Origin of the sequence: Ferrimonas sp. SCSIO 43195, from assembly GCF_023716685.1 — a bacterium.
Classification (GTDB): Bacteria; Pseudomonadota; Gammaproteobacteria; order Enterobacterales; family Shewanellaceae; genus Ferrimonas; species Ferrimonas kyonanensis.
The window spans coordinates 4,543,994-4,564,109 of record NZ_CP072679.1 but is presented as its reverse complement, the minus strand read 5'-3'; the positions used below and the strand labels follow the sequence as shown (position 1 = coordinate 4,564,109).

The 20,116-nt window shown below is 57.9% G+C and carries 20 protein-coding genes, 1 pseudogene and 1 riboswitch; of the genes and pseudogenes, 3 read left to right on the top strand and 18 right to left on the bottom strand.

The window, feature by feature from the left end; genetic code table 11:
* Positions 1-238 precede the first annotated feature (238 nt).
* From J8Z22_RS21100 to moaA, 8 genes and pseudogenes are all read right to left on the bottom strand, one after another.
* On the bottom strand, positions 239-1,057 hold the full coding sequence (locus J8Z22_RS21100) for an ATP-binding cassette domain-containing protein (RefSeq protein WP_051252210.1): 819 nt from the start codon (positions 1,055-1,057) through the stop codon (positions 239-241).
* A 2-nt stretch (positions 1,058-1,059) separates the two neighbouring features.
* Positions 1,060-1,746, bottom strand: a complete 687-nt coding sequence (modB, locus tag J8Z22_RS21095; RefSeq protein WP_028111294.1) for a molybdate ABC transporter permease subunit — start codon at positions 1,744-1,746, stop codon at positions 1,060-1,062.
* Positions 1,730-2,473, bottom strand: coding sequence for a molybdate ABC transporter substrate-binding protein (modA, locus tag J8Z22_RS21090; RefSeq protein ID WP_252008039.1), 744 nt, complete (start codon positions 2,471-2,473; stop codon positions 1,730-1,732). The genes modB and modA overlap by 17 nt, the downstream gene beginning before the upstream one ends.
* Before the next feature lie 5 nt (positions 2,474-2,478).
* Positions 2,479-2,928: a molybdopterin synthase catalytic subunit MoaE gene (moaE, locus tag J8Z22_RS21085; RefSeq protein WP_028111295.1), complete on the bottom strand. Its 450-nt coding sequence runs from the start codon at positions 2,926-2,928 to the stop codon at positions 2,479-2,481.
* Positions 2,929-2,930: 2 nt separating this feature from the next.
* Positions 2,931-3,179, bottom strand: a complete 249-nt coding sequence (gene moaD, locus J8Z22_RS21080) for a molybdopterin synthase sulfur carrier subunit (protein WP_028111296.1) — start codon at positions 3,177-3,179, stop codon at positions 2,931-2,933.
* Position 3,180: 1 nt separating this feature from the next.
* Positions 3,181-3,666, bottom strand: coding sequence for a cyclic pyranopterin monophosphate synthase MoaC (gene moaC / locus J8Z22_RS21075; protein ID WP_252010505.1), 486 nt, complete (start codon positions 3,664-3,666; stop codon positions 3,181-3,183).
* Positions 3,666-4,190, bottom strand: coding sequence for a molybdenum cofactor biosynthesis protein B (gene moaB / locus J8Z22_RS21070; RefSeq protein WP_028111298.1), 525 nt, complete (start codon positions 4,188-4,190; stop codon positions 3,666-3,668). Before moaB ends, moaC begins: the two co-directional genes overlap by 1 nt.
* A 71-nt stretch (positions 4,191-4,261) precedes the next feature.
* Positions 4,262-5,276: pseudogene (gene moaA, locus J8Z22_RS21065) on the bottom strand (GTP 3',8-cyclase MoaA).
* Positions 5,248-5,350, bottom strand: a riboswitch (molybdenum cofactor riboswitch). It overlaps the preceding pseudogene by 29 nt.
* Before the next feature lie 223 nt (positions 5,351-5,573).
* Between moaA and J8Z22_RS21060 the strand changes: the two are divergent.
* Positions 5,574-7,205, top strand: a complete 1,632-nt coding sequence (locus J8Z22_RS21060; RefSeq protein WP_252008037.1) for an electron transfer flavoprotein-ubiquinone oxidoreductase — start codon at positions 5,574-5,576, stop codon at positions 7,203-7,205.
* A 44-nt stretch (positions 7,206-7,249) separates the two neighbouring features.
* Here the strand turns inward: J8Z22_RS21060 and J8Z22_RS21055 are convergent, their stop codons facing one another.
* The 3 genes from J8Z22_RS21055 to J8Z22_RS21045 all read right to left on the bottom strand — a co-directional run bounded on the left by J8Z22_RS21055 (position 7,250) and on the right by J8Z22_RS21045 (position 10,602).
* Positions 7,250-8,290 (bottom strand): GGDEF domain-containing protein, encoded by a 1,041-nt coding sequence (locus tag J8Z22_RS21055; RefSeq protein ID WP_252008035.1) that lies wholly within the window; start codon positions 8,288-8,290, stop codon positions 7,250-7,252.
* 4 nt (positions 8,291-8,294) lie between these two features.
* A complete protein-coding gene (locus J8Z22_RS21050) occupies positions 8,295-9,143 on the bottom strand; it encodes a PfkB family carbohydrate kinase (RefSeq protein WP_252008033.1) in 849 nt (282 codons plus the stop codon).
* A 124-nt stretch (positions 9,144-9,267) separates the two neighbouring features.
* On the bottom strand, positions 9,268-10,602 hold the full coding sequence (locus J8Z22_RS21045) for a coproporphyrinogen III oxidase family protein (RefSeq protein WP_028111302.1): 1,335 nt from the start codon (positions 10,600-10,602) through the stop codon (positions 9,268-9,270).
* A gap of 308 nt (positions 10,603-10,910) precedes the next feature.
* On the opposite strand from J8Z22_RS21045, the gene J8Z22_RS21040 reads away from it, so the two are divergent.
* Positions 10,911-11,549, top strand: a complete 639-nt coding sequence (locus J8Z22_RS21040) for a winged helix-turn-helix domain-containing protein (protein ID WP_028111303.1) — start codon at positions 10,911-10,913, stop codon at positions 11,547-11,549.
* Positions 11,550-11,936: 387 nt separating this feature from the next.
* On the opposite strand, the gene J8Z22_RS21035 is transcribed toward J8Z22_RS21040, so the two are convergent.
* From J8Z22_RS21035 to J8Z22_RS21020, 4 genes are read right to left on the bottom strand one after another with little or no spacing between them, the layout of a single operon-like run.
* A complete protein-coding gene (locus J8Z22_RS21035) occupies positions 11,937-12,920 on the bottom strand; it encodes a formate dehydrogenase subunit gamma (RefSeq protein WP_028111305.1) in 984 nt (327 codons plus the stop codon).
* A 47-nt stretch (positions 12,921-12,967) separates the two neighbouring features.
* On the bottom strand, positions 12,968-13,543 hold the full coding sequence (gene fdh3B, locus J8Z22_RS21030) for a formate dehydrogenase FDH3 subunit beta (protein WP_028111306.1): 576 nt from the start codon (positions 13,541-13,543) through the stop codon (positions 12,968-12,970).
* Positions 13,544-13,567: 24 nt separating this feature from the next.
* Positions 13,568-16,432, bottom strand: a complete 2,865-nt coding sequence (locus J8Z22_RS21025) for a formate dehydrogenase subunit alpha (protein ID WP_028111307.1) — start codon at positions 16,430-16,432, stop codon at positions 13,568-13,570.
* A 17-nt stretch (positions 16,433-16,449) separates the two neighbouring features.
* Complete coding sequence (locus J8Z22_RS21020; protein WP_342663216.1) at positions 16,450-16,644, bottom strand: twin-arginine translocation signal domain-containing protein; 195 nt, start codon at positions 16,642-16,644, stop codon at positions 16,450-16,452.
* A gap of 814 nt (positions 16,645-17,458) precedes the next feature.
* Here J8Z22_RS21020 and J8Z22_RS21015 point away from each other — a divergent pair.
* Positions 17,459-17,740: a DUF1496 domain-containing protein gene (locus tag J8Z22_RS21015; RefSeq protein WP_051252217.1), complete on the top strand. Its 282-nt coding sequence runs from the start codon at positions 17,459-17,461 to the stop codon at positions 17,738-17,740.
* 4 nt (positions 17,741-17,744) lie between these two features.
* Here the strand turns inward: J8Z22_RS21015 and xerC are convergent, their stop codons facing one another.
* Genes xerC through dapF form a run of 3 tightly spaced genes read right to left on the bottom strand, consistent with a single transcriptional unit; the run spans position 17,745 to position 20,114 of the window.
* Positions 17,745-18,635, bottom strand: a complete 891-nt coding sequence (gene xerC, locus J8Z22_RS21010) for a tyrosine recombinase XerC (protein WP_252008031.1) — start codon at positions 18,633-18,635, stop codon at positions 17,745-17,747.
* Positions 18,628-19,290, bottom strand: a complete 663-nt coding sequence (locus J8Z22_RS21005) for a DUF484 family protein (RefSeq protein ID WP_051252219.1) — start codon at positions 19,288-19,290, stop codon at positions 18,628-18,630. The genes xerC and J8Z22_RS21005 overlap by 8 nt, the downstream gene beginning before the upstream one ends.
* The gene (gene dapF / locus J8Z22_RS21000) at positions 19,287-20,114 is read right to left on the bottom strand and encodes a diaminopimelate epimerase (RefSeq protein ID WP_252008030.1); all 828 of its coding nucleotides are present in this window, start codon (positions 20,112-20,114) and stop codon (positions 19,287-19,289) included. Before dapF ends, J8Z22_RS21005 begins: the two co-directional genes overlap by 4 nt.
* Positions 20,115-20,116 lie beyond the last annotated feature (2 nt).

The following is a 20,116-nucleotide window of genomic DNA, read 5'->3' as shown; positions in this document are numbered from 1 at the left end:
GGCCCGGTGGTGTTACCGATTCCTCCCGTTGGTTTCCTAAGTGATAACTCTAATTTAGCCGTTTACGTCGCTTTTGCAGTAATAATCTTCATTTTCTGTGTCACCGCAGCGATACGGTTCCGGAAGATGCGCCGTTCAGGGGCAGGGAATGGCGACTAAGAGGAGGCTGGAAATGAGCTTAAGTGGCTGATTAGAAATAGAAAAATAAAAAGGGAGGCTTGGCCTCCCTCGAAAAGATTCAGGACGGTGTTTTGCTTTTCAGCCAGCGAGGTTCGGATACCAGGCCCACCACCTGACCGGGACGCAGTTCCGGGCCGTGTTCCGCCAGCTTCAGGGTCAGTTCCCCGGTGGCGGCATTATAATGGCTGACCTCGGCGTGGCCCCGGCGCTTGGGCAGGTGATCGCCGACGTCGCTGGTGGGGCCGATGGCGTCGATCTTGCCGTGTCCCATCAGAATCAGCGGATCGCACAGGTTGAGGGTTTCCGAGACCGAATGGCTGATGTAGACCATGGGAAATGGGGTGGCGGTGTCGTTGAGGAAGCCCATCAGGTGCTGACGGCTGGCAAAATCCAGCGCCGCCAGCGGCTCGTCCAGCAGCAGGATTTTCGGGGCTGCCATCAGTGCCCGGGCGATGGCCACCCGTTGTCGTTGTCCGGCAGACAGCGATGGGGCCGGTTTTTCCATTAGCGGGCGAATGTCGCAGCCGTCGATCACTTTCTGCAGAGGAATGAACTTGTCTTTCGCCTGGCGTCGGGCCAGATCCAGGTTACCGCGCACCGTCAGGTGCGGAAACAGGCGGCTGTCCTGAAACACCATGCCGATGCGGCGCTGTTCCGGGGGCACAAACACGCCCTTGGCGCTGTCCTGAAGCACCTCGCCATCCAACTCGATGGTGCCTTCCAGCTCCCGGTTGAGTCCGGCGATGGCCCTCAGCAGTGAGGTTTTACCTGCGCCGGAGGGGCCAAACAGACCGGTGATGCCGCGCATCTCCAGGTCACACTTGGCCTCCAGGTTAAACTGCCCCAGGTGCCCCTTCAGATCGAATTTCAGTTGCATGGTTACCAGTATCCCCAGCGGCGTTCGTTTTGTTGCAGGAAGCCGTAGATGAACACCAGCAGCGACATGGACAACACCAGCAGGCCGCCAGCCAGGGTGTGGGCCTGGTCATAGGCCAGCGCCTCCACGTGTTCAAACAGGGCGATGGAGATGACCTGAGTTTCTCCGGGAATGTTGCCGCCGATCATCAGTACCACCCCAAACTCTCCCAGGGTGTGGGCGAAGCCCAGCATCGAGGCCAGCAGAAAGCTGCGCTTGGTCATGGGGAACACCACGTAGTGGAAGCGCTGCCAGCGCCCCATGCCCAGGGTGGCGGCAGCCTCTAGCTCGCCGGTGCCCATGGTGACAAAGCCGGATTGCAGCGGCTGCACCACGAAGGGCAACGAATAGATCATCGAGCCGATCACCAGTCCGGTGAAGGAGAACGCCAGTGATTGGCCAAACAGCTCCTGAAACGTCGATCCCATGGCGTACTGGGGGGAAAACGCCAGCAGCAGGTAGAAACCCAGCACCGTCGGTGGCAACACCAGCGGCAGGGCCACCACGGCCTCCACCATGGGGCGCAACCGGGAGCGGCTGTGGGCCAGCCACCAGGCCAGTGGCGGGCAGACCAGGATCAGGGCGATGGTGGTAATGGTGGCCAGCTTGAAGGTGACCCACAGGGCCTCGATGTCAGCGGACAGCAACATAGCTGCTGACCTGGTATCCGGCATCGGAAATCAATTGGTGTTGTTCGGCCATAAAGGTCAGCAGTTGCTGGGCCAGTTCGGGGTATTGGCTGCGGGTCAGAACCACCGCCTGCTGCTCCAGCGGATGGTAGTAGCTGTCGGGAATGATCCAGTAGCGATCCGGGCTGACATTGGCCGAGCGCAGCTGAGACAGCGCCACCAGGCCAGCCTGGACATTACCGCTATCCACATACTGGTAGGCTTGCAGGATATTGGCCCCGGTGACGATGCGGCCATGGAGTCGCTCCTTGGCCTTGAGTCGAGTCAGCACCTGGTTGGCGGCCGCCCCGTAGGGGGCCAGTCTGGGGTTGGCAATGGACAGCTTATCCTGCCATTGGCTCAGGCTGGCTTCACTGGGTTGCCCCTGGCGCTGCCAGTAGGCCAGTTGGCCGATGGCGTAGGTGGTGCGGCTGCCGGAAACCGCTTTACCATCGGCTTCCAGCAAGGCGGGACGTTCTTTATCGGCAGCCAGGAACAGATCGAAGGGGGCACCGTGTTGGATCTGGGTGTACAAGCCCCCGGTGGATCCGGAAGAGATTCGAATCTTGTGGCCGGTTTCGGCCTCGAAACGCTGGGCGATGTCGGCGAAGGTGTGGGCAAAATTGGCTGCCACGGCCACCTTCAATTCCTGTGCGTGTGCGCTACAGCCGACGATCACCAGCAGGCTGGCAATAAAGAGACGCATCATAACGGTTATTCCTCGTGCCACATCTCGGCGGCTTGTTGGTCTGAGTCCTTGGCTTCCACCCAATGGGCTTCGGCGTCGGTTTGCTCTTTTTTCCAGAACGGCGCCCGGGTCTTGAGGAAGTCGATCAGGTATTCGCTGGCGGCAAAAGCCGCCTTACGGTGGGCGCTGGAAACGCCGATAAACACAATCTGGTCGCTCAGGGTCAGTGGGCCGACCCGGTGGATGATGGTCACCTCGTCCAGAGGCCAGCGTTGGCGGGCCTCCTGCTCGATCTGGGTCAGGACCGCTTCGGTCATGCCGGGGTAGTGTTCCAGCACCATGTTGGTGACGCCCTGGTTGTCACCAAAGTCGCGGACCTTGCCGACAAAGGTCACCACGGCACCGCAGGCTGGGTTGTCTGCCAGCCTGGCGTACTCATCGGCGACGCAGAAATCTTGGGTTTGTACCCGGTTCATCGTTAGCCTCCGGTTACTGGTGGGAAGAAGGCGACCTCGTCACCGTCTTCCAGTTCGACCTGCCATTGGCTCAGCGTCTGGTTCACGGCCACTAACAGGTTGTCGGTTCCCAGGGCCTGTTCCCATTTGTCTCCCTGGGCAGCCAGGAAGGTGCGCAAGCTGTTGGTGGTCATGCAGTGCTGGTATTCCAGCTCAATCTGGTCAACACCAATCACTTCCCGCACCTGAGCGAAAAACAGAACCTTAATCATTTTATGCCTCGTCAATCTTAAAGTGGCCGGATTTGCCGCCACGCTTCTCGAGAAGCTTAACACCGTCGATGACCATATCCTTTTGCACCGCTTTACACATGTCGTAAATGGTGAGCGCTGCCACAGATGCGGCGGTCAGGGCTTCCATTTCGACGCCGGTTTGCCCCGACAGCTTGCACAGGCTGCGGATGCGAACCTGGTTGAACTCGGGCTCCGGAATCAGATCCAACTCCACCTTGGTCAGCATCAGCGGGTGGCACAGCGGAATCAGGTTCGAGGTCTGCTTGGCCGCCATGATGCCGGCAACGCGGGCGGTGGCAAACACATCCCCTTTGTGGTGACGACCTTCGACAATCATCGCCAGTGTGTCGGGGGCCATCTTGACGATCGCTTCGGCGCGGGCTTCCCGCTCGGTGGCTTGTTTCTCGGTGACATCCACCATGTGGGCTTCGCCCTTGGGATTGATGTGGGTAAATCCGCTCATGATCAGGCCTCAACCGGTTTCAGGTGGGTAACGAAGTTGCACGGCGTGTGGGTGCTGTTCAACTGTTCCACCAGAATTTTGTTCCAGCCGGTGCGGCAGGCGCCGGTGGAGCCGGGCAGGCAGAAGATGGCGGTGCGGTTGGCCATGCCACCGATGGCGCGACTCTGCACGGTGCTGGTACCCAGTTCGGTAAAGGTGATGTGACGGAACAGCTCGCCAAAGCCCTCGATCTGCTTGTCGAACAGCACGGCCACCGACTCCGGCGTGGAATCGCGCTCGGTGAAACCGGTGCCGCCGGTGGTGATCACTACCTGAACGTTATCGGAGGCGATCCACTCGGACAGGACGGCGCGAATCTGGTACTTGTCGTCCTTGATGATGCGGCGATCCGCCAGCTTGTGGCCGGCCGCCAGCAGTGAGTCTTCCAGAAATTGGCCGGATTTGTCGGTGTCGAAATCACGGGTATCAGACAGGGTCAGAACGGCGATGTTCAGAGGTACAAAATTAGCTTGTGACAGGTGTCCCATAATGGTATCTCTTTGTTGGTTTAGCGCCCTAGTATATGGACGACTGAATTCGGTTATTTGCGCTGGATCAGTTAGCCGCCTATCGACGCCAGATGCTGGGTGACGCCGGTCAGGCCCTGATGCAACTGGTGAGTCTCGGTTTTCTGTTTCAGCTGTTGGTGCAGGCGAGCGACCAGCGCCGCCTGATGATCATCGTGCCCTAGCAGATCCCGCAGTTCCACGCCACATTCGGTGAACAGACACAGGTGCAGCTTGCCGATGGCCGAAACCCGCAAGCGGTTGCAGGTGGCACAGAAATCTTTGGCGTAAGGCATGATCAGGCCGATGCGACCCTGGTAATCCGGGTGGCTGAAGTTCTGCGCCGGGCCGTCAACCGGCCCCCGAGGATCTTCAGTCCAGCCCTGGGCCAGCAGTTGCTGCTTGATCACCATGCCGGAGACGTGGTGACGCTGGAAATACTCCTGACCCAGTCCGGTCTCCATCAACTCGATAAAGCGGATATCCACCGGGCGGTGGCGGATGTACTCCAGAAAGTTTGGCAGCTGATGAGCGTTGAGTTCGTTCAGCAGCACCACGTTGATCTTGACCTTGTGGTAGTCGGCGTCCAGCGCCGCCTCGATGCCGTCGAGCACTTTTTGCTGGCGGCCGTCGCCGGTGATCTGGCGAAACAGCTTTTCATCCAGGCTGTCGAGGGAGACGTTAATCTGGCTCAGTCCCAGTTGACGCCAGCGATGGGCGTTTTCCGGCAGGCGATAGCCGTTGGTGGTGGTGGCCACGGTGTCGATGCCTGGGGTATTGGCTGCGAGCTCAATGACTTGATCGAAGTCCTTGCGCAGGGTGGGTTCCCCGCCGGTGATTCGAATCTTGCGGGTGCCGACAGTGGCGAACGCCCGGATAACCCGGCCGACTTCGTCCACAGACAAAAAACGGGATTTGCCACTGCGCTGATAGCCATCGGGCAGGCAGTATTGGCACTTGAAGTTACAGGCGTCGGTAATGGAGAGACGCAGGTAATGAAATTCGCGACCATAGCGGTCTTGGAGCTCTGTCATGTGTCACCTTTCCAAACACGGGAGGTAGCGAGATTTCTCTGCGTTACCCTGGTGGCGGTATGCCACGGCTTGAAGACCATATATTCACTTAGGTCGGCCAAGCTCGGTTCACAACTTCCGCTAAGTTTAATCCATTCTGTTCAAGAACAACAACGTGGCTGGATCACAGAATTGACGCTGTTGTGAATTCTGTTTTGTCATAATGGCGAAAAAGCCGACAACTGGTAGGAACAGCTAACGGTGGCTTTTTAACCAAACGCGCGTTTAATTTTTGTCGTTATGCAGTAAGCTAGGGGCGTTAGGGAGATAAGAACGACAAAGGAATAACAAGATGGAACGCGAATCAATGGAATTTGACGTGGTCGTTGTTGGTGCCGGCCCTGCCGGGCTTGCCAGTGCGATCCGTCTGAAGCAACTCAATGCCGACCTGAACCTCTGTGTGGTCGAGAAAGGGGCCGAGGTTGGGGCCCACATCCTGTCCGGGGCAGTGTTTGAACCCAGGGCCCTGGATGAACTGCTGCCCGATTGGCAGGCTCAGGGAGCACCGCTGAATACGCCGGTGACCGGCGATGACATCTATCTGCTTAAAGCCGACTCCGCCAGCCACTTTCCCAATGCCATGGTGCCCAAAACCATGCACAACCACGGCAATTACATCACCAGTATCGGTAACCTGTGTCGCTGGTTGGCGGAGCAGGCCGAAGCCCTGGGGGTGGAGATTTATCCGGGCTTTGCCGCTTCCGAGCTGATCATCGAGGAAGGGGTGGTCAGAGGGATCCTCACCGGTGACATGGGCGTCGGCACCGATGGTGAGCACAAAGACAGTTACATGCCGGGGATGGAACTGCGGGGCAAATATACCCTGTTGTCGGAAGGCTGCCGAGGCCACCTGGGTAAGCAGGCGATCAACCAGTACCAACTGAGTCAGGAGGCCGACCCTCAGCATTATGGCATCGGCTTTAAGGAGATTTGGAAGGTGCCGGCCGATCAGCATCGTCCTGGCCAGGTGGTGCATACCGCCGGCTGGCCTCTGGATGGCGAAGGCAGCGGCGGTGGTTATCTGTACCACGCCGACAACCACGAGGTGTGGGTCGGACTGATTGTGGACCTGAACTACACCAACCCCAACCTGTCGCCCTTTGAAGAGTTTCAACGCTACAAGACTCATGGTGTGATTGCCCAGCATCTCCAGGGCGGAGAGCGGGTGGCCTATGGCGCTCGGGCCATTACCAAGGGGGGGCTGAACGCCCTGCCGAAACAGCATTTCCCAGGTGGACTGTTGTTGGGGTGTGACGCCGGTACCCTGAACTTCGCCAAGATCAAGGGCACTCATACTGCTATGAAGTCTGGCATGGTGGCCGCCGAGGTGCTGGCCGGGGTGCTGACCGACTCCCATGCCGGTGGTGAGGACCTGGTTCAGTATGCCGAGGCCGTTCAGCAATCCTGGCTTTATGATGAGTTGTATCGGGCCCGCAACTTTGGACCGGCCATGCATAAGTTTGGCTCGCTGCTGGGGGGAGCATTTAACTACCTGGATCAGAATTGGTTCGGCGGTAAGTTGCCGTTTACTCTGCACGACACCGGTGCGGATTATGACGGCATGCAGCCGTTGTCACAGGCCAGGGTGATTGAGTACCCCAAGCCGGACGGAAAGCTCAGTTTTGACCGGCTCAGTTCGGTGTATCTGTCCAACATCTTCCATGAAGAGGATCAACCCTGCCATTTGAAGCTGGCGGATGCCAGCATTCCCATTAAGGTGAATCTGGCCCAGTACGGAGAGCCGGCGCAGCGTTATTGCCCCGCCGGCGTGTACGAGGTGGTATCGGAAGGTAGCGAGGATACGTTTGTCATCAACGGTCAGAACTGCATCCACTGCAAGACCTGCGACATCAAGGATCCCAGTCAGAACATCACCTGGGTGGTGCCTGAGGGCGGTTCCGGCCCCAACTACCCAAACATGTGATAGCCCAGACCTGATGGAAAGCCCGCTTCGGCGGGCTTGTTGTCTCAGGCAATCACATAGCGGTTTCGACCCTCTAGCTTGGCCTGATTCAGGGCCTTTCCGGCTTGCTCGACCAAGGCATCGGCACCTTGCCCCGGGGTCCACTGGGCCACGCCGGCACTGAGGGTGATGGTGTCGCTGATGGGGGAGTGGCTGTGGGTCACGGCGGCTTCCGCGACTTCGGTGCGCAGTTGTCTGAGCAGCCGTTCGGCGCCGCCTTTATCGGTGGCGGGCAGCAAAATCGCGAACTCCTCACCGCCGTAGCGGGCAATGACGTCGGTCTGACGACGGCTGCAATGCACCATCAGCTTGGCCAGGCCTTTGAGGCACAGATCGCCGGCTTTATGGCCGTAATGATCGTTGTAGCTGCGGAAGTAATCCACATCCAGCATCACCAGAGTCAGCGGATTGCGGGTGCGGCGATTTTCTGCCACCAGTTGCTTGAGGCGCTGGTCAAAGCGACTGCGGTTAGTGATGCCGGTGAGGCCATCCTGATCCGATTTCTGACTCATCAATTGCTGCAGTTTGCGATACCGGTCTTGCTGGCGGCGGCTGAGCCGGCTCCAGCGGCTCAGGGTGTGTTGCATCTGCTGTGCCACCACCAGGCTGATGGCCAGCAGCGTCAGGGCATACCAGGGAAACGGCGAGGTGGTGGTTAGGGCGGTTGTCAACGGCAGCAGCAGTGGCACCAGCAGTGCCACAATGGCCACCGGCCGGGTGTATAGGGTAATGGCGCTGGTCAGGACGATGACGGCATCGGTGAGGATCAGGGTGGTGAGATTAGTGGTGCCCAAGCTCAGTTGATGCAGGGCGACGAAGCCGCCGGCCACCAAGGTTTGCACTGGCAGTTGCCAGTCCGGCCCTCTCAGCGCCGACAGGGGCTTGGCCAATAGCACCGATAAGCCCAGTAGAATCAGCATTGGCACCCAGCTCATCAGCCCACTGGAAGGGGACTGCAGCAGCGCATTAACGGCAACCAGCAACAGCAGCAGACCGATCAGCCGCTGGTAGCCGTGACGGGCGATCCTCCGAAGGTGAAATGCCATAAGCTCATCCTTGAGTGTGTTTAAGAAAACTCCTTAGCTTTTCGGAAGGGATGGAGCTGGCACTCTGCAAGGCAAACGAGGCCCAGCGGGCGCCTTGTTCCATGGCGTGCTGCAGATCCTGCTGTTGCAGTAACCCGTCGATCAGTCCTGCCGCATAGGCATCGCCGGCGCCGGTGGTGTCGATCACCTCCGTTGCTACCGCTGCCACCGAAAAGCTGCGATCTTGAGTATAGGCGATGGCGCCGTTTTCGCCCTGAGTGACAATAAAGGCCTGCAGACTGCTGCCGGCGATCTGCTGGCCAAACAGCCAAGGATCGTCGATGTGATGCTGGCCAAGGTCGTCTACCGAGGTGATCAGGTAGTGACAGGGGCGGCGGCTGAGGTCTTTGGGCAACTGGGCGATAACCGTGGCCTGGGGCAACACCGACTGCATCAGTTGTGGCAGCCCTTCGGCGGTCAGGTTGACGTACAGGGCGTCCATGGGCTGATGGCTGAGGCTGGCGGGCAGCAACAGCCGCGGACGGTTGGGACGCAATATGGTGCGTTCACCGTCTGGTTCCATCAACAATTGCAGTGCCTGGGTTGGCCCCGGGTGACGGTGTACCTGCTGGCAATCCAGCCCCAGCTTCTCGGCTTGTTGCAGCAGCCAGTCTCCGAGATCGTCGGAGCCGACCTGGCTCAGCAGGGCGACCTGGTGGCCAGCCCAGGCCAGCGCGGTGCCGGTGTTGGCTGCGCCGCCACCAATCCGCTTGCCCAGATCTTCGTAATGGATGCGGGCGCCGGTGGTCAGGGGGCGGCTCAGCCGCAGAATGTGATCGCAGTTGAGGTTGGCGATGGTCAGTATTCGGGCCATGAGTGAGTTACTGTCGGCGAATGTTAACCCCGAGTATATCAATGACCCGGACAGGTTGCGCTAGTGCCAGGATCAACAAAGGGCGATGAAAATCGCCCTTTGTCTGCTGCGACCATGGCCGGGTTTACATGTCACCGGCCTTCAGTGGCCGTCGCAGTTCGGCGCGGACGTTGTCCATGCCGGCATAGAAGTTTTTCATCATCAGTACGCCCATCATCAGGCCGTTCGGTGTCGCCTGCAGCTTATCCGGATCGCTGGGATCCTGAACCAGGCCACCGGTGGCCTTCATAAAGGCCATCTCTTTGGTCAGCCCGCCCCACAGGCTCTTGCCAAAGTTGTCCTTGAAATAGGATTTGGACAGGCGGCCGCCAAACAGATTCAACAGGAAGCGGTACTGCATCACGGCTTTCTCGTTGTAGTACTTGGACGATTCCACCCCCATCTTGCCGGCGGCGATCTTTTCCTGATACTTGCGCAGCGAGAAGCTGTTTACGTACAGGGTATCGTGCAGGAAGCTGAAGCTGCCTGAGCCCACACCCAGGTAGTCGTCGTAGTTGACCACGTATTCGTCGAAGCTCTGATCCGCTTTCTTGCCAAAGGACCAGGCGGTCATCTGATCGTAGTGACCATTGAGGGTGTTGAGGATCAGCTCGTAGTCGCGGGCGATGTCCTGCTCGTTGTTGGCCAGGCTGCCCTTGGCACTTTTACGGGTCTGGTGGGTGACCATCAGCGGATAGGTGGTGATCTGGGTCGGCGCCAGGCGCACCAGCGTCTCCATGTCCTTGCGAATCACGTCCTGAGTCTGGCCGGCAAAGCCAAAGATCATGTCGACGCTGAGGATGGGGAAGTTCTCTTTGGCACGGGCCAGTTTCTCGTAGATCACTTCCGGCTCGCCAAACTTCTCCAACCGATCGGTTCTTGCCAGAATATCCCGGTCGAAGCTTTGTACGCCCACAGACAGACGGTCCACCAAACCGTGCAGCTGAGTGAACTCCATCGAGGTCAGGTGCAAAGGATCCGATTCACAGGATACCTGCTTGATGGAGGGGAACAGCTTGCGGGCGTGCTCAATGGTCTTGGCCAGTTCATCCACCAGTACCGTGGTGGTGCCACCGCCGATGTACAGCTCCTCGAAGTCGTAGCCCAGCGCCTTGGCCATGTCCATCTCGGCGCGCAGGGAGTGAAAGTAGGCCCGGGCCTTGTCTTCCTTAAACAGGAAGCGGTGGAAGGTACAGAAGCTGCACAGGGTGTGGCAGAACGGTACGTGGGCGTACAGCATGTATTTGCGTCCCGGCATCGGTGCCGGCATGGTGTCGCACGCCTGAGTGTCGAGACACAGGTGCCGCTCGGTGTAGTACTCCATCACCCGCTCCAGACTGTTCAGCATCCAGGTTGGGGTGGTGATTTTGGCCGTTTCTCGAATAGCGGCGTTGTTTAGGGCACGTTCTGCGAGCGACATGGTGGACTCTCTGGCTTCAAGGAATTAACCGCAGTCTAGTGTACCCGGGCAATGGCAATCTGTGAGCGGTTTCCGAAACTTTGTACTGTTAAGAGAAAATTGGTCAGATCTGTGATCCATTTGGCTTCACTTTGTGGTCTGCGCTGTGATGGTGCGCAGGGTTTTGCTGTGTTAAACCACACAAAAAAGGGGGGTAATGATCCCTGAGCGGCCGCTAATGTCGAATTGCTTACAGGATTTTCATCCCGAGCGGGCACGGCGCTGTCTAAGCTTGAGGAAGCAGATCAGTGGTTGCGGGAGGTCCAAGGATGGACGAACGAGTGTTGGTGATCGGTGATTACGCCTTTTGGGTACGCCAGGCCTGTGTGGTGGGGCCGAACCAGCGGCGTTATCGGCTCTGCCCCAAGGCGGCGCTGCTGCTGGAGTACTTCCTGACTCACCCCAATCAGGCCATTTCCCATCAATCTTTGCTGCACCATGGTTGGCCTGGCCGGGTGGTCAGTGATTCCGCATTGCGACGGGTGGTGGCGGATATCCGCCGTGCCTTCGATGACGATTATCGGGCGCCTTTGTACCTGAAGACCTGCCAGACACAGGGCTACCAATGGTTGCAGTTGCCCCACGAGGAGTACCATGCCCCTTTGAGCCGCGTGCGGGAGCGATGGCGTCTGGCGCTGGGGGCGGCGATGGTGGCGGTGGCGTCGGCGGCGACGCTGTGGAGCCTGGAACTGGAAGAGTCGGGTCAGTCCGTTGGCCCTGGTGGTCGTGGGGCTCGGGCTGGTCTGGTGCCCAAGGGAGTGGACAATGGTCACTGGCCATTGCTGCAGTGGCGCCAGCAACAGCTTGAGGCCGACTACAGCTATCGAATCGAGACGTCATTGGCGGGCGGCGAGTGCATCGACGGCCGCCCTCAGCCCAATTCGGTGGTGATTCCGCTGCGCCACTGAGGTGGCCCGGAACCGTTGTCATAAAAAAAGCCCCGACCGGAGTCGAGGCTTATCAGGTGTTCAGGCTACTGAAGACAGGGGATCAGTCTTGTTTGTACTTCAGGGTGCCGTTGGCCTTGATCTCATCGAACCGGAAGGCGTTGCGGGTGCTGCTCAGCACCACGAATCCGACGTCATAAAAAAGCCTCGACCGGAGTCGAGGCTCTATTCCCTAGAGTGACAATAAAGACGGTTTAGTCTTCTTTGTACTTCAGGGTGCCGTTGGCCTTGATCTCATCGAACCGGAAGGCGTTGCGGGTGCTGCTCAGCACCACGAATCCGGTGTCATAAAAAAAGCCCCGACCGGAGTCGGGGCTTATTCGAGTTCAGAGTTCTGAAGAGAAGGGGTTAGTCTTCTTTATACTTCAGGGTGCCGTTGGCCTTGATCTCATCGAACCACAGGTTGTGGTGCTGCTTGGCCCAGTTCTCATCACAGTAACCGGAGACCATGCAATCCATACCACCCTCTGACATAACGGTTGCCATGAAGATGTGAACGATGGAGAAGGCGCAGATGATGATCGCCGACAGGCCGTGGGCGATGATCGCCAGCAGGCTCAGGGTGCGGCTTGGCTCAACATACTGAGGGAACATCAGTACCACACCGGAGATGGAGATCACCAGGCCGAACAGGGCGAAGGCCCAGAACCACAGTTTCTCACCGGCGTTGGCGAAGCCCGCATCCGGGTGTTTACCCTTGAACGGACCGAAGTTGATGTAACCGCCCACCACCATGAACCAGGCGATGTCGTACTTGGCCGGAATCTGGTTCTTGGCCCACAGTACGGTCATCAGCAACCAACCCGCCATGAACGGAAACGCCATGTAGTCGTGAACCGGCTTGGCAATGGCCATCATGGAAGCGAAGGCCGCCTGACCCAGCACGGGTTCAACGAAGAACTTGCCGGCAATCAGCATCAGGCCGGTGAGGATCAGCAAAATGCAGGGAATGGCACCCAACCAGTGGATGGCCACATCGCTCTTGGACCAGCGGTGTACCATTTTGCCGGAAAAGCCGCCGTGCAGTTTAGAGATGCCATTGACCATGATGAACAGTACGAAGATGGCGATCATGCCAAACAGCGCCGCCATCAGGCCCGGGGCCATCAGCACGTTGCGCAGGGGAATGATGCGTTCGTCGTAGACGTTGATCGGCTGGTTATGGAACTCACTCTGAGAGGTGGTGTAACCGGTCGCGCCCTCTTTCATGGCTTGCCACAGGACTTCCGATTGGCTGGCGGTGGCGGCGGCGCTGTCCGCCGCTTCAGCCATTGCCAGCCCGGGAAGCATGACGGCAACCATCAGCAACAGGGCTTTGATCATTTGTTTCATTTCAGTGCTCCGAAAAGCGCGGGAAGCCTGGGCTTCCCGCCATTTCATTACTTGTTCCAGGTGCCGCGCTTCATGCCACGCTCGGCAACACGCTGACGGTAGATGTCGGACACAACGGCCGCATCACCGGCCAGCAGGGCCTTGGTGGAGCACATTTCGGCGCACATGGGCAGTTTGCCTTCGGACAGACGGTTGGCACCGTACAGTTCCTGCTCTTTGGCAGAGCCTGCTTCGGTGTTTGGACCACCGGCGCAGAAGGTGCACTTGTCCATTTTGCCCTTGGAGCCAAATACGGCTTTTTTCGGGAACTGAGGTGCACCGAATGGGCAGGCGTACAGGCAGTAACCACAACCGATGCAACGCTCTTTGTCGTGCAGTACGATGCCGTCTTCAGTCTTGGTGAATACGTTCACCGGGCAGACCGCCATGCACGGTGCGTCGGCACAGTGCATGCAGGCTACCGACAGTGACGCTTCGTCGCGTTGACCGTCATTGATGGTTACTACGCGACGACGGGTGATGCCCCATTCCAGCGCGTTGTCGTTTTCGTTCTTACAAGCGGTGACACAGCCGTTACACTCGATGCAGCGCTTGGTGTCACACATAAACTTCATAGTTGCCATAGTGGCTATCTCCTACCCTAAACCTTACGCTTTCTCGATCTGACACAGGGAAGACTTGGTTTCCTGCATCTGAGTGATCGGGTCATAACCATAGGTCAGCGCGGTGTTCGCGGACTCACCTACTACGTATGGCTTGGTGCCATCTGGGTACACCAGGTCAACGTCGTGCATGACACCGGCAAAGTGATAAGGCATCCAGGTAACGCCCAGCTTCACGCGAGGGGTGACCAGGGCCTTGACCTTGATGCGCGCGCCTTCGGCGCCCTCGACCCAGACATCATCCCAGTTACGGATACCACGATCGGCGGCATCGGCAGGGTTGATCTCAATGAACATCTCCTGCTGCAGCTCGGCTAGCCATGGGTTGGAACGGGACTCTTCACCACCACCTTCGAACTCCACCAGGCGACCGGAGGTCATGGCCAGTGGGTACTTCTTATCCAGGTTCTCGGTGATCACCTTGTCCTGAATGGTCTTGTACAGGGTCGGCAGACGGTGAACCTGCATGTCGTTGTAAGTCGGGTACTTGGCAATCAGGTCGCGACGCGGGGTGTACAGCGGCTCACGGTGAACCGGCATTGGATCCGGGAAGGTCCACACCTTACAGCGGGCCTTGGCGTTACCAAAGGGCACACAACCGTGCTTCATGGCGACGCGATGGATACCACCAGACAGGTCGGTCTTCCAGTTGCGGCCTTCCGCTTCGGCTTTCTCTTCTGCGGTCAGCTCATCCCACCAGCCCAGCTGCTTCAGCATGTCGGCGGTGAATTCCGGATGGCCGTCACCCAGCTCGTTACCCTTAGGTGCGGAGCCTTCGGCCAGCAGGTTTTCACCGTCGTGTTCGACGCCGAAACGGGCACGGAAGTTACCGCCGCCCTGCAGGACGTGCTTGGAGGTATCGTACAGAATGTGGGTGCCCGGGTGCTTCTGCTCCGGGGTGCCCCAACATGGCCAAGGCAGACCGTAGGTTTCGCCTTTGGCCGGGCCGCCCACGGCTTGCAGGTTCTCGTGAGAGAAAGTGCCCCAGTTCTCGGTGTGCATCTTGATGCGCTCCGGAGACTGGCCGGACATACCGATGGTCAGCATGCCGCGGTTGATCTCGCGGGTCACGTCTTCGATAACCGGCATGTTGTTCTTAACCTGCATGCGCTTGGTGAACTGCTGAGCAAAGCCCAGTTTGGTCGCCAGGCGGTACATGATTTCCAGGTCAGGCTTGGATTCAAACAGAGGCTCAACCACCTGCTGACGCCACTGAACGGAACGACCGGAGTTGGACAAAGAACCTTCGGATTCGAATTGGGAACAGGCTGGCAACAGGTAGACGCCATCCTTACGGCGGTGCATCACACCGGCCATGGTTGGGTAAGGGTCGACCACCACGATGGTGTCCATCTTATCCAGTGCGTTACGCACTTCCATCTGACGGGTTTCGGTGTTGACCGACTGACCCCAGAAGAACGCCATGCGGACGTTGTCTTTCTGGCCCAGCTTGGTTTTGTCTTCCAGAACACCATCGTGCCAGCGTGAACATGGCATGCCAGGAGTGGTCATCGGCTTCTTACCCAGGTATTCACCTTGGTCGAAACGGCCTTGAACCCAGTCAAAGTCCAGATCCCATACGTGGCTCCAGTGCTTCCAGGCACCGGTAGACAGACCGTAGTAGCCTGGCAGGGTGTCAAACAGCAGACCCAGATCGGTCGCGCCTTGCACGTTATCGTGGCCACGGAAGATGTTGGTACCGCCACCGGATTGACCCATGTTGCCTAGCGCCAGCTGCAGCAGACAGTAGGCACGAGTGTTGGCGTTACCGACGGTGTGTTGGGTACCACCCATACACCAAACGACGGAACCAGGACGGTTTTCTGCCATCAGCTTAGCGGCCTGGTACACCTGGTCTTCTTCGATGCCACAGACTTCTGCCACTTCGCTCAGAGGCCATTTAGCGGCTTCTTTGCGGATGTCGTCCATACCCCAGACGCGCTGGTCGATGAAAGTCTGGTCCTGCCAGTTGTTTTCAAAAATGACGTTGAGCATGCCGTAGATAAACGGAATGTCGGTACCAGGGCGAATGCCAACGTGCAGATCAGAGTGAGCAGCCGTACGGGAGAAACGTGGGTCAATAACGATGATTTTAGCGTTATTGCGTTCTTTGGCGGTGAGGATGTGCTGCATGGAAACCGGGTGGGCTTCGGCAGGGTTGGCACCGATAAAGAAGATGGCGTTTGCGTGACGGATGTCGTTGAACGAGTTGGTCATTGCACCGTAGCCCCAGGTGTTGGCAACACCGGCTACTGTGGTTGAGTGACAGATACGAGCAGAGTGGTCAACGTTGTTGGTGCCCCACATAGCCGCAAATTTGCGGTACATGTAACAGCCTTCGTTGGAGAATTTGGCGCTGCCCATGAAGTACACGGAATCCGGACCGGACTGCTCGCGAATCTTCAGCATCTGGTTGCCAACTTCTTCGATGGCCTGATCCCAGCTCAGCTTCTTCCACTTGCCGCCTTCCAGCTTCATTGGGTATTTCACCCGCAGCTTGGAGTGGCCGTGTTCGCGCAGGGCGGCACCTTTGGCACAGTGGCCACCACGGTTGAACGGGTGATCAAAGGCAGGCTCCTGGCCGACCCAAACGCCGTTCTGTACTTCGGCGTAGACACCACAGCCCACCGCACAAGCGGAACAAATGGTGCGCTTTACTTCGATGGGGGCGTTGTGATCAACATGATGGCCGGAGGCTTGCGCCTTACGGATCATGCCGGTGCCCAACATGGAAGCGGCGGCAATGCCCCCGGTGGTGACACCGGCGTTCTTCAGGAACTGACGACGGTTCAGGCCCAGTCCTTTTTTGGTTTCTACCTTAACTTCGGTAGAGGTACGTTTGAGTTGCATCGCAATTCTCTCCTGGATTACTGGCCGCGCAGGCTGGCGTAGTAGCTGCGTACGTGGTCGGTTTCTTTATAGCCAGAGTGCTTGGCTTCGGCTTTGGCCGAGGTGGCTGCAACTGGGGTGGCAATGGCAGCCACACCGGCAGCAGCTGGAGCCATGGCCAGGGCTTTCAGTAAACCGCGGCGCTCCAGGTTGGTGTTGTTGTGTTTCATCATCTTTCCTCGGAAGTAGGGGCGACGAGTGTTTTGGCCCCAACCGAATGAGCGGCATTGGTCAGGGCAGTAAAACGAGCCAAAAATGGCAGGCAGAATTGTCTATGTACGCAGACGGGAAAAATGTGAAGTTCGACAAGGTTCGCCGACCCCAAAGTGATAAATCGGAGTGATATTTGACCTAAATCTCCTTGTTAAGTGCTTATTAACCCAGGGTTTACCTAAATGTGACTTGTAGTTGAATAAAAAAGGTTTTTTTCACGATATTCGTAGAGGGTTGTCACATATTGATGCCTTTATCGGCGGGGTTGAGACAGTTTGGCCCGCATTTTGGTTCACATACACCTCGGCGGTTCTTTTAGAGTTAGTTTAAGTGACCTTGGGGATTTAACCTTTAGTTAACCTGGGTAAAAATTGCGTTCGGAGAGGGTTGTTGCTGTAACTCACAAAAGTGAGGGTTTTTAGTGCTTCAGCAGTGAGCTGGCCGGCAATTACCGGAAAACTGTGACGGATTTCAACTAATGGGTCTTTCATTGATCTCGATCAAGGGTCGTTTTTGGAAATCCGCTACTCTGCTCACACTGAATTTGCGTTTTTGAATCTGATTCTTTTAGAGTCTCAACCGGAGCCTGTTATGCGCCAGCCCTGCTTACCACATCTGTATATTCTGATCGTCGGTGTGTTCCTGGCCCTGACTCCGTTTGTCATCAATGCGGTTCTGATGCTGTCCGACGGCCTGGTATAAACCGCTTCATTTTGCTTCTGATTCCTGGGTCGGATACTCTCTGATTAACGGCCATCCAGGAACCCCCCAGCCATGCCATTCATTGTTTTGTTTCTTTCGCTATTCTCTGCCGTCGCCATGGCGGTGACCGATCCGGTTTTGATTACCCAGCCAACTCAGGTTCAGCCGGTGTGCTGGTATCAGGGGCAACAATACTCCCAGGGGGCGTTGCTGGAGATGTCCGGCCGTACTCTGGTGTGTGCCCAGAAAACCGAACATGAAACCAATGGCAGCCTGATCTGGTTGCCGCTGGATGAGCAGGGACAGCCTATCTGGCCGGAGCCGGTCCGCCACAGTAAGATCCGCATTAACTGACGACTCAGGTACGCTTCTTGGCCCTGGGATGGGCCTGGTCATAGACCTCGGCCAGGTGTTGAAAGTCCAGGTGGGTATAGACTTGGGTGGTGCTGAGATTGGCGTGGCCGAGCAACTCCTGAACGGCGCGCAGATCCTGGGAGGATTCCAGCATGTGGGTGGCGAAGGCGTGGCGCAATTTATGCGGATGCACTCGGGCACCGACCGCCTGTTGCTGCCCCCATTTCGCCAAGCGAGCCTGCACCGAGCGTGGGCTGATACGGGTGCCGCGGTTGGAGACGAACAGGGCCCCGCCGCTCTCCGTGGTCAATCCAGAGCGCAGCGTCAGCCAACGTTCTATCCACTCGATGGCCACTGAGGTCACCGGCAGCAGCCGGGTTTTGCCCCCTTTCCCGGTGACTCTCACCAGCTTTTCCTTCGCATCCAGTTGATCGAGGTCGATGGCCACCAGTTCAGCCAGGCGCAGACCACTGGAGTAGAACAGCTCCATCATCGCCCGATCGCGAACGGCAAGGGGATCCTCGCTGTCGATGCTGAGCAGTTGGTCCATCTGGTCCACGTCCAGATTCTTCGGCAGAGGTTTGCCCTGTTTGGGGGCGCTGAGGTGGCGAGCGGGATTGTGATCCACGGTGCCGTCATCGACCAGGAAGTCGAAGAACTGACGCAGTGCCGACAGGGTCAGGGCCAGCGAGCGCGGGGACAACCCCTGCCGGTGTAACTTGCTGATCAGCTGCTGCAACTGTGGGTGGCTGACGCTTTGCCAACGCTGCACGCCCTGCTGTTGCAACAGGGGCGCGCATCGGTTCAATTCTCTCAGGTAGTTACGACAGGTGTGGGGTGAATACTGACGTTCGCTGCGTAAGTAGCGCTCGAACTGGCGCAGTGGCTCATCCATGCAGCAGTTGCGGGATCTTGTAGGCCAACAACTGGCGCACCTGATCCAGCATCATGGTGTCCATGTCCGGGGAGAAGTGGCTGGGATCGTTGGAGGCGATGGCCAGCAGCGCCACAGGTTGACTGCGATCGCCGATGCACACCAGTGCCACCGAGCCGTTGTCCTGAGCCACCAGTGGGTTCTGCTCCTGTGCAGGGAGTCGGCCAAGGTAGTAGCCCTGTTCATTGAGGCGGCGACGCAGAATCAGGTTGAGCTCAGGTTGATCGAACTGCCCCTGTAGATCGGTAATGGCCAGCCGGACCTTGGCAAACCGAAAGCGGTTCTTGAAGCTGTCCACCAATACCCGGTTGACCTCGTCAAGGCTGCGGGTGTTGAGCAGGTCAAAGAACAGCTGGTTGTAGAATCGGTAGATGTCTTCGTTGCGGGAGGCCACCGACAACAGCGAGGTGATCTCCTCTTCCAGCTGTTGCACCCGGGATCTCAAGTTCAGTTGCTGGTGTTCAATCAGCGAGACGGTGCCGCGTTCGGTATGGGGAATCCGCAGGCTCAGCAGCAACTCTGGGTGGCGAATGAAAAAATCCGAGTTCTCCAGCAAGTACTCTTTGACCATGCTGGCACTCAGATCGTTAAGGCTGTCGGTGAGATCGTGTTTCATAATCCAATTTGACCATCGTAAACGTGTACGGCTGGCCCGGTCATTTCTACAGCCTTTCCATGGCCTGGCCAATCAATGTGTAAGGTACCACCTGGCAAATCAACGCGCACCTTTTGCGACAGAATTCCCTGATGCTGGCCGATCACCGCTGCGGCGCAGGCTCCGGTGCCGCAGGCCAGGGTTTCCCCGGCGCCGCGTTCAAAGACTCTCAATTTGATGTGGGAGTCGGACAACACCTGCATAAAGCCGACATTGACCCCCTTGGCAAAGCGCTCATGCTTGCTCAGCTTGCGGCCGATGCCGGCCACATCGGCGCTGTCGATGTCGTCTACCTGCAGCACACAGTGAGGGTTGCCCATGGAGACGGCGCCACACAGATGAATCTGGTCGTCGGTTTGCAGCAGGTAGGTTTTCTCTACCTTATTGGCCCGAAACGGCAACTGGCCCGGTTCAAATCTCGGTTGCCCCATGTTGACGGTCACCTGATCGTCGTGCACCAGTCGAAGCTTAAGGGTGCCGGCCTGAGTACTGACCCCGATGTGATTCTTGTTGGTCAGCCCTTTCATCCGCACGAAACGGGCAAAGCAGCGGGCGCCGTTACCGCAGTTTTCCACTTCGCTGCCGTCGGCATTGAAGATGCGGTAATGAAAATCCAGCTCGGGATCGTAGGGGGGTTCCACCATCAGTAGCTGATCAAAACCCACGCCAAAATGCCGATCGCCGAGACGACGGATCTGTTCCGGAGACAGATACAGGTTCTGAGTGACGGCATCGACGACCATAAAGTCGTTGCCTAACCCCTGCATTTTGGAGAACTGGATCAAGA

Bases quoted from the DNA above. Each gene is read 5' to 3' on its own strand.
- J8Z22_RS21100 (WP_051252210.1), bottom strand. From the start codon at position 1,057: ATGCAACTGAAATTCGATCTGAAGGGGCACCTGGGGCAGTTTAACCTG.
- modB (WP_028111294.1), bottom strand. From the start codon at position 1,746: ATGTTGCTGTCCGCTGACATCGAGGCCCTGTGGGTCACCTTCAAGCTG.
- modA (WP_252008039.1), bottom strand. From the start codon at position 2,473: ATGATGCGTCTCTTTATTGCCAGCCTGCTGGTGATCGTCGGCTGTAGC.
- moaE (WP_028111295.1), bottom strand. From the start codon at position 2,928: ATGAACCGGGTACAAACCCAAGATTTCTGCGTCGCCGATGAGTACGCC.
- moaD (WP_028111296.1), bottom strand. From the start codon at position 3,179: ATGATTAAGGTTCTGTTTTTCGCTCAGGTGCGGGAAGTGATTGGTGTT.
- moaB (WP_028111298.1), bottom strand. From the start codon at position 4,190: ATGGGACACCTGTCACAAGCTAATTTTGTACCTCTGAACATCGCCGTT.
- J8Z22_RS21060 (WP_252008037.1), top strand. From the start codon at position 5,574: ATGGAACGCGAATCAATGGAATTTGACGTGGTCGTTGTTGGTGCCGGC.
- J8Z22_RS21055 (WP_252008035.1), bottom strand. From the start codon at position 8,290: ATGGCATTTCACCTTCGGAGGATCGCCCGTCACGGCTACCAGCGGCTG.
- J8Z22_RS21050 (WP_252008033.1), bottom strand. From the start codon at position 9,143: ATGGCCCGAATACTGACCATCGCCAACCTCAACTGCGATCACATTCTG.
- J8Z22_RS21045 (WP_028111302.1), bottom strand. From the start codon at position 10,602: ATGTCGCTCGCAGAACGTGCCCTAAACAACGCCGCTATTCGAGAAACG.
- J8Z22_RS21040 (WP_028111303.1), top strand. From the start codon at position 10,911: ATGGACGAACGAGTGTTGGTGATCGGTGATTACGCCTTTTGGGTACGC.
- J8Z22_RS21035 (WP_028111305.1), bottom strand. From the start codon at position 12,920: ATGAAACAAATGATCAAAGCCCTGTTGCTGATGGTTGCCGTCATGCTT.
- fdh3B (WP_028111306.1), bottom strand. From the start codon at position 13,543: ATGGCAACTATGAAGTTTATGTGTGACACCAAGCGCTGCATCGAGTGT.
- J8Z22_RS21025 (WP_028111307.1), bottom strand. From the start codon at position 16,432: ATGCAACTCAAACGTACCTCTACCGAAGTTAAGGTAGAAACCAAAAAA.
- J8Z22_RS21020 (WP_342663216.1), bottom strand. From the start codon at position 16,644: ATGATGAAACACAACAACACCAACCTGGAGCGCCGCGGTTTACTGAAA.
- J8Z22_RS21015 (WP_051252217.1), top strand. From the start codon at position 17,459: ATGCCATTCATTGTTTTGTTTCTTTCGCTATTCTCTGCCGTCGCCATG.
- xerC (WP_252008031.1), bottom strand. From the start codon at position 18,635: ATGGATGAGCCACTGCGCCAGTTCGAGCGCTACTTACGCAGCGAACGT.
- J8Z22_RS21005 (WP_051252219.1), bottom strand. From the start codon at position 19,290: ATGAAACACGATCTCACCGACAGCCTTAACGATCTGAGTGCCAGCATG.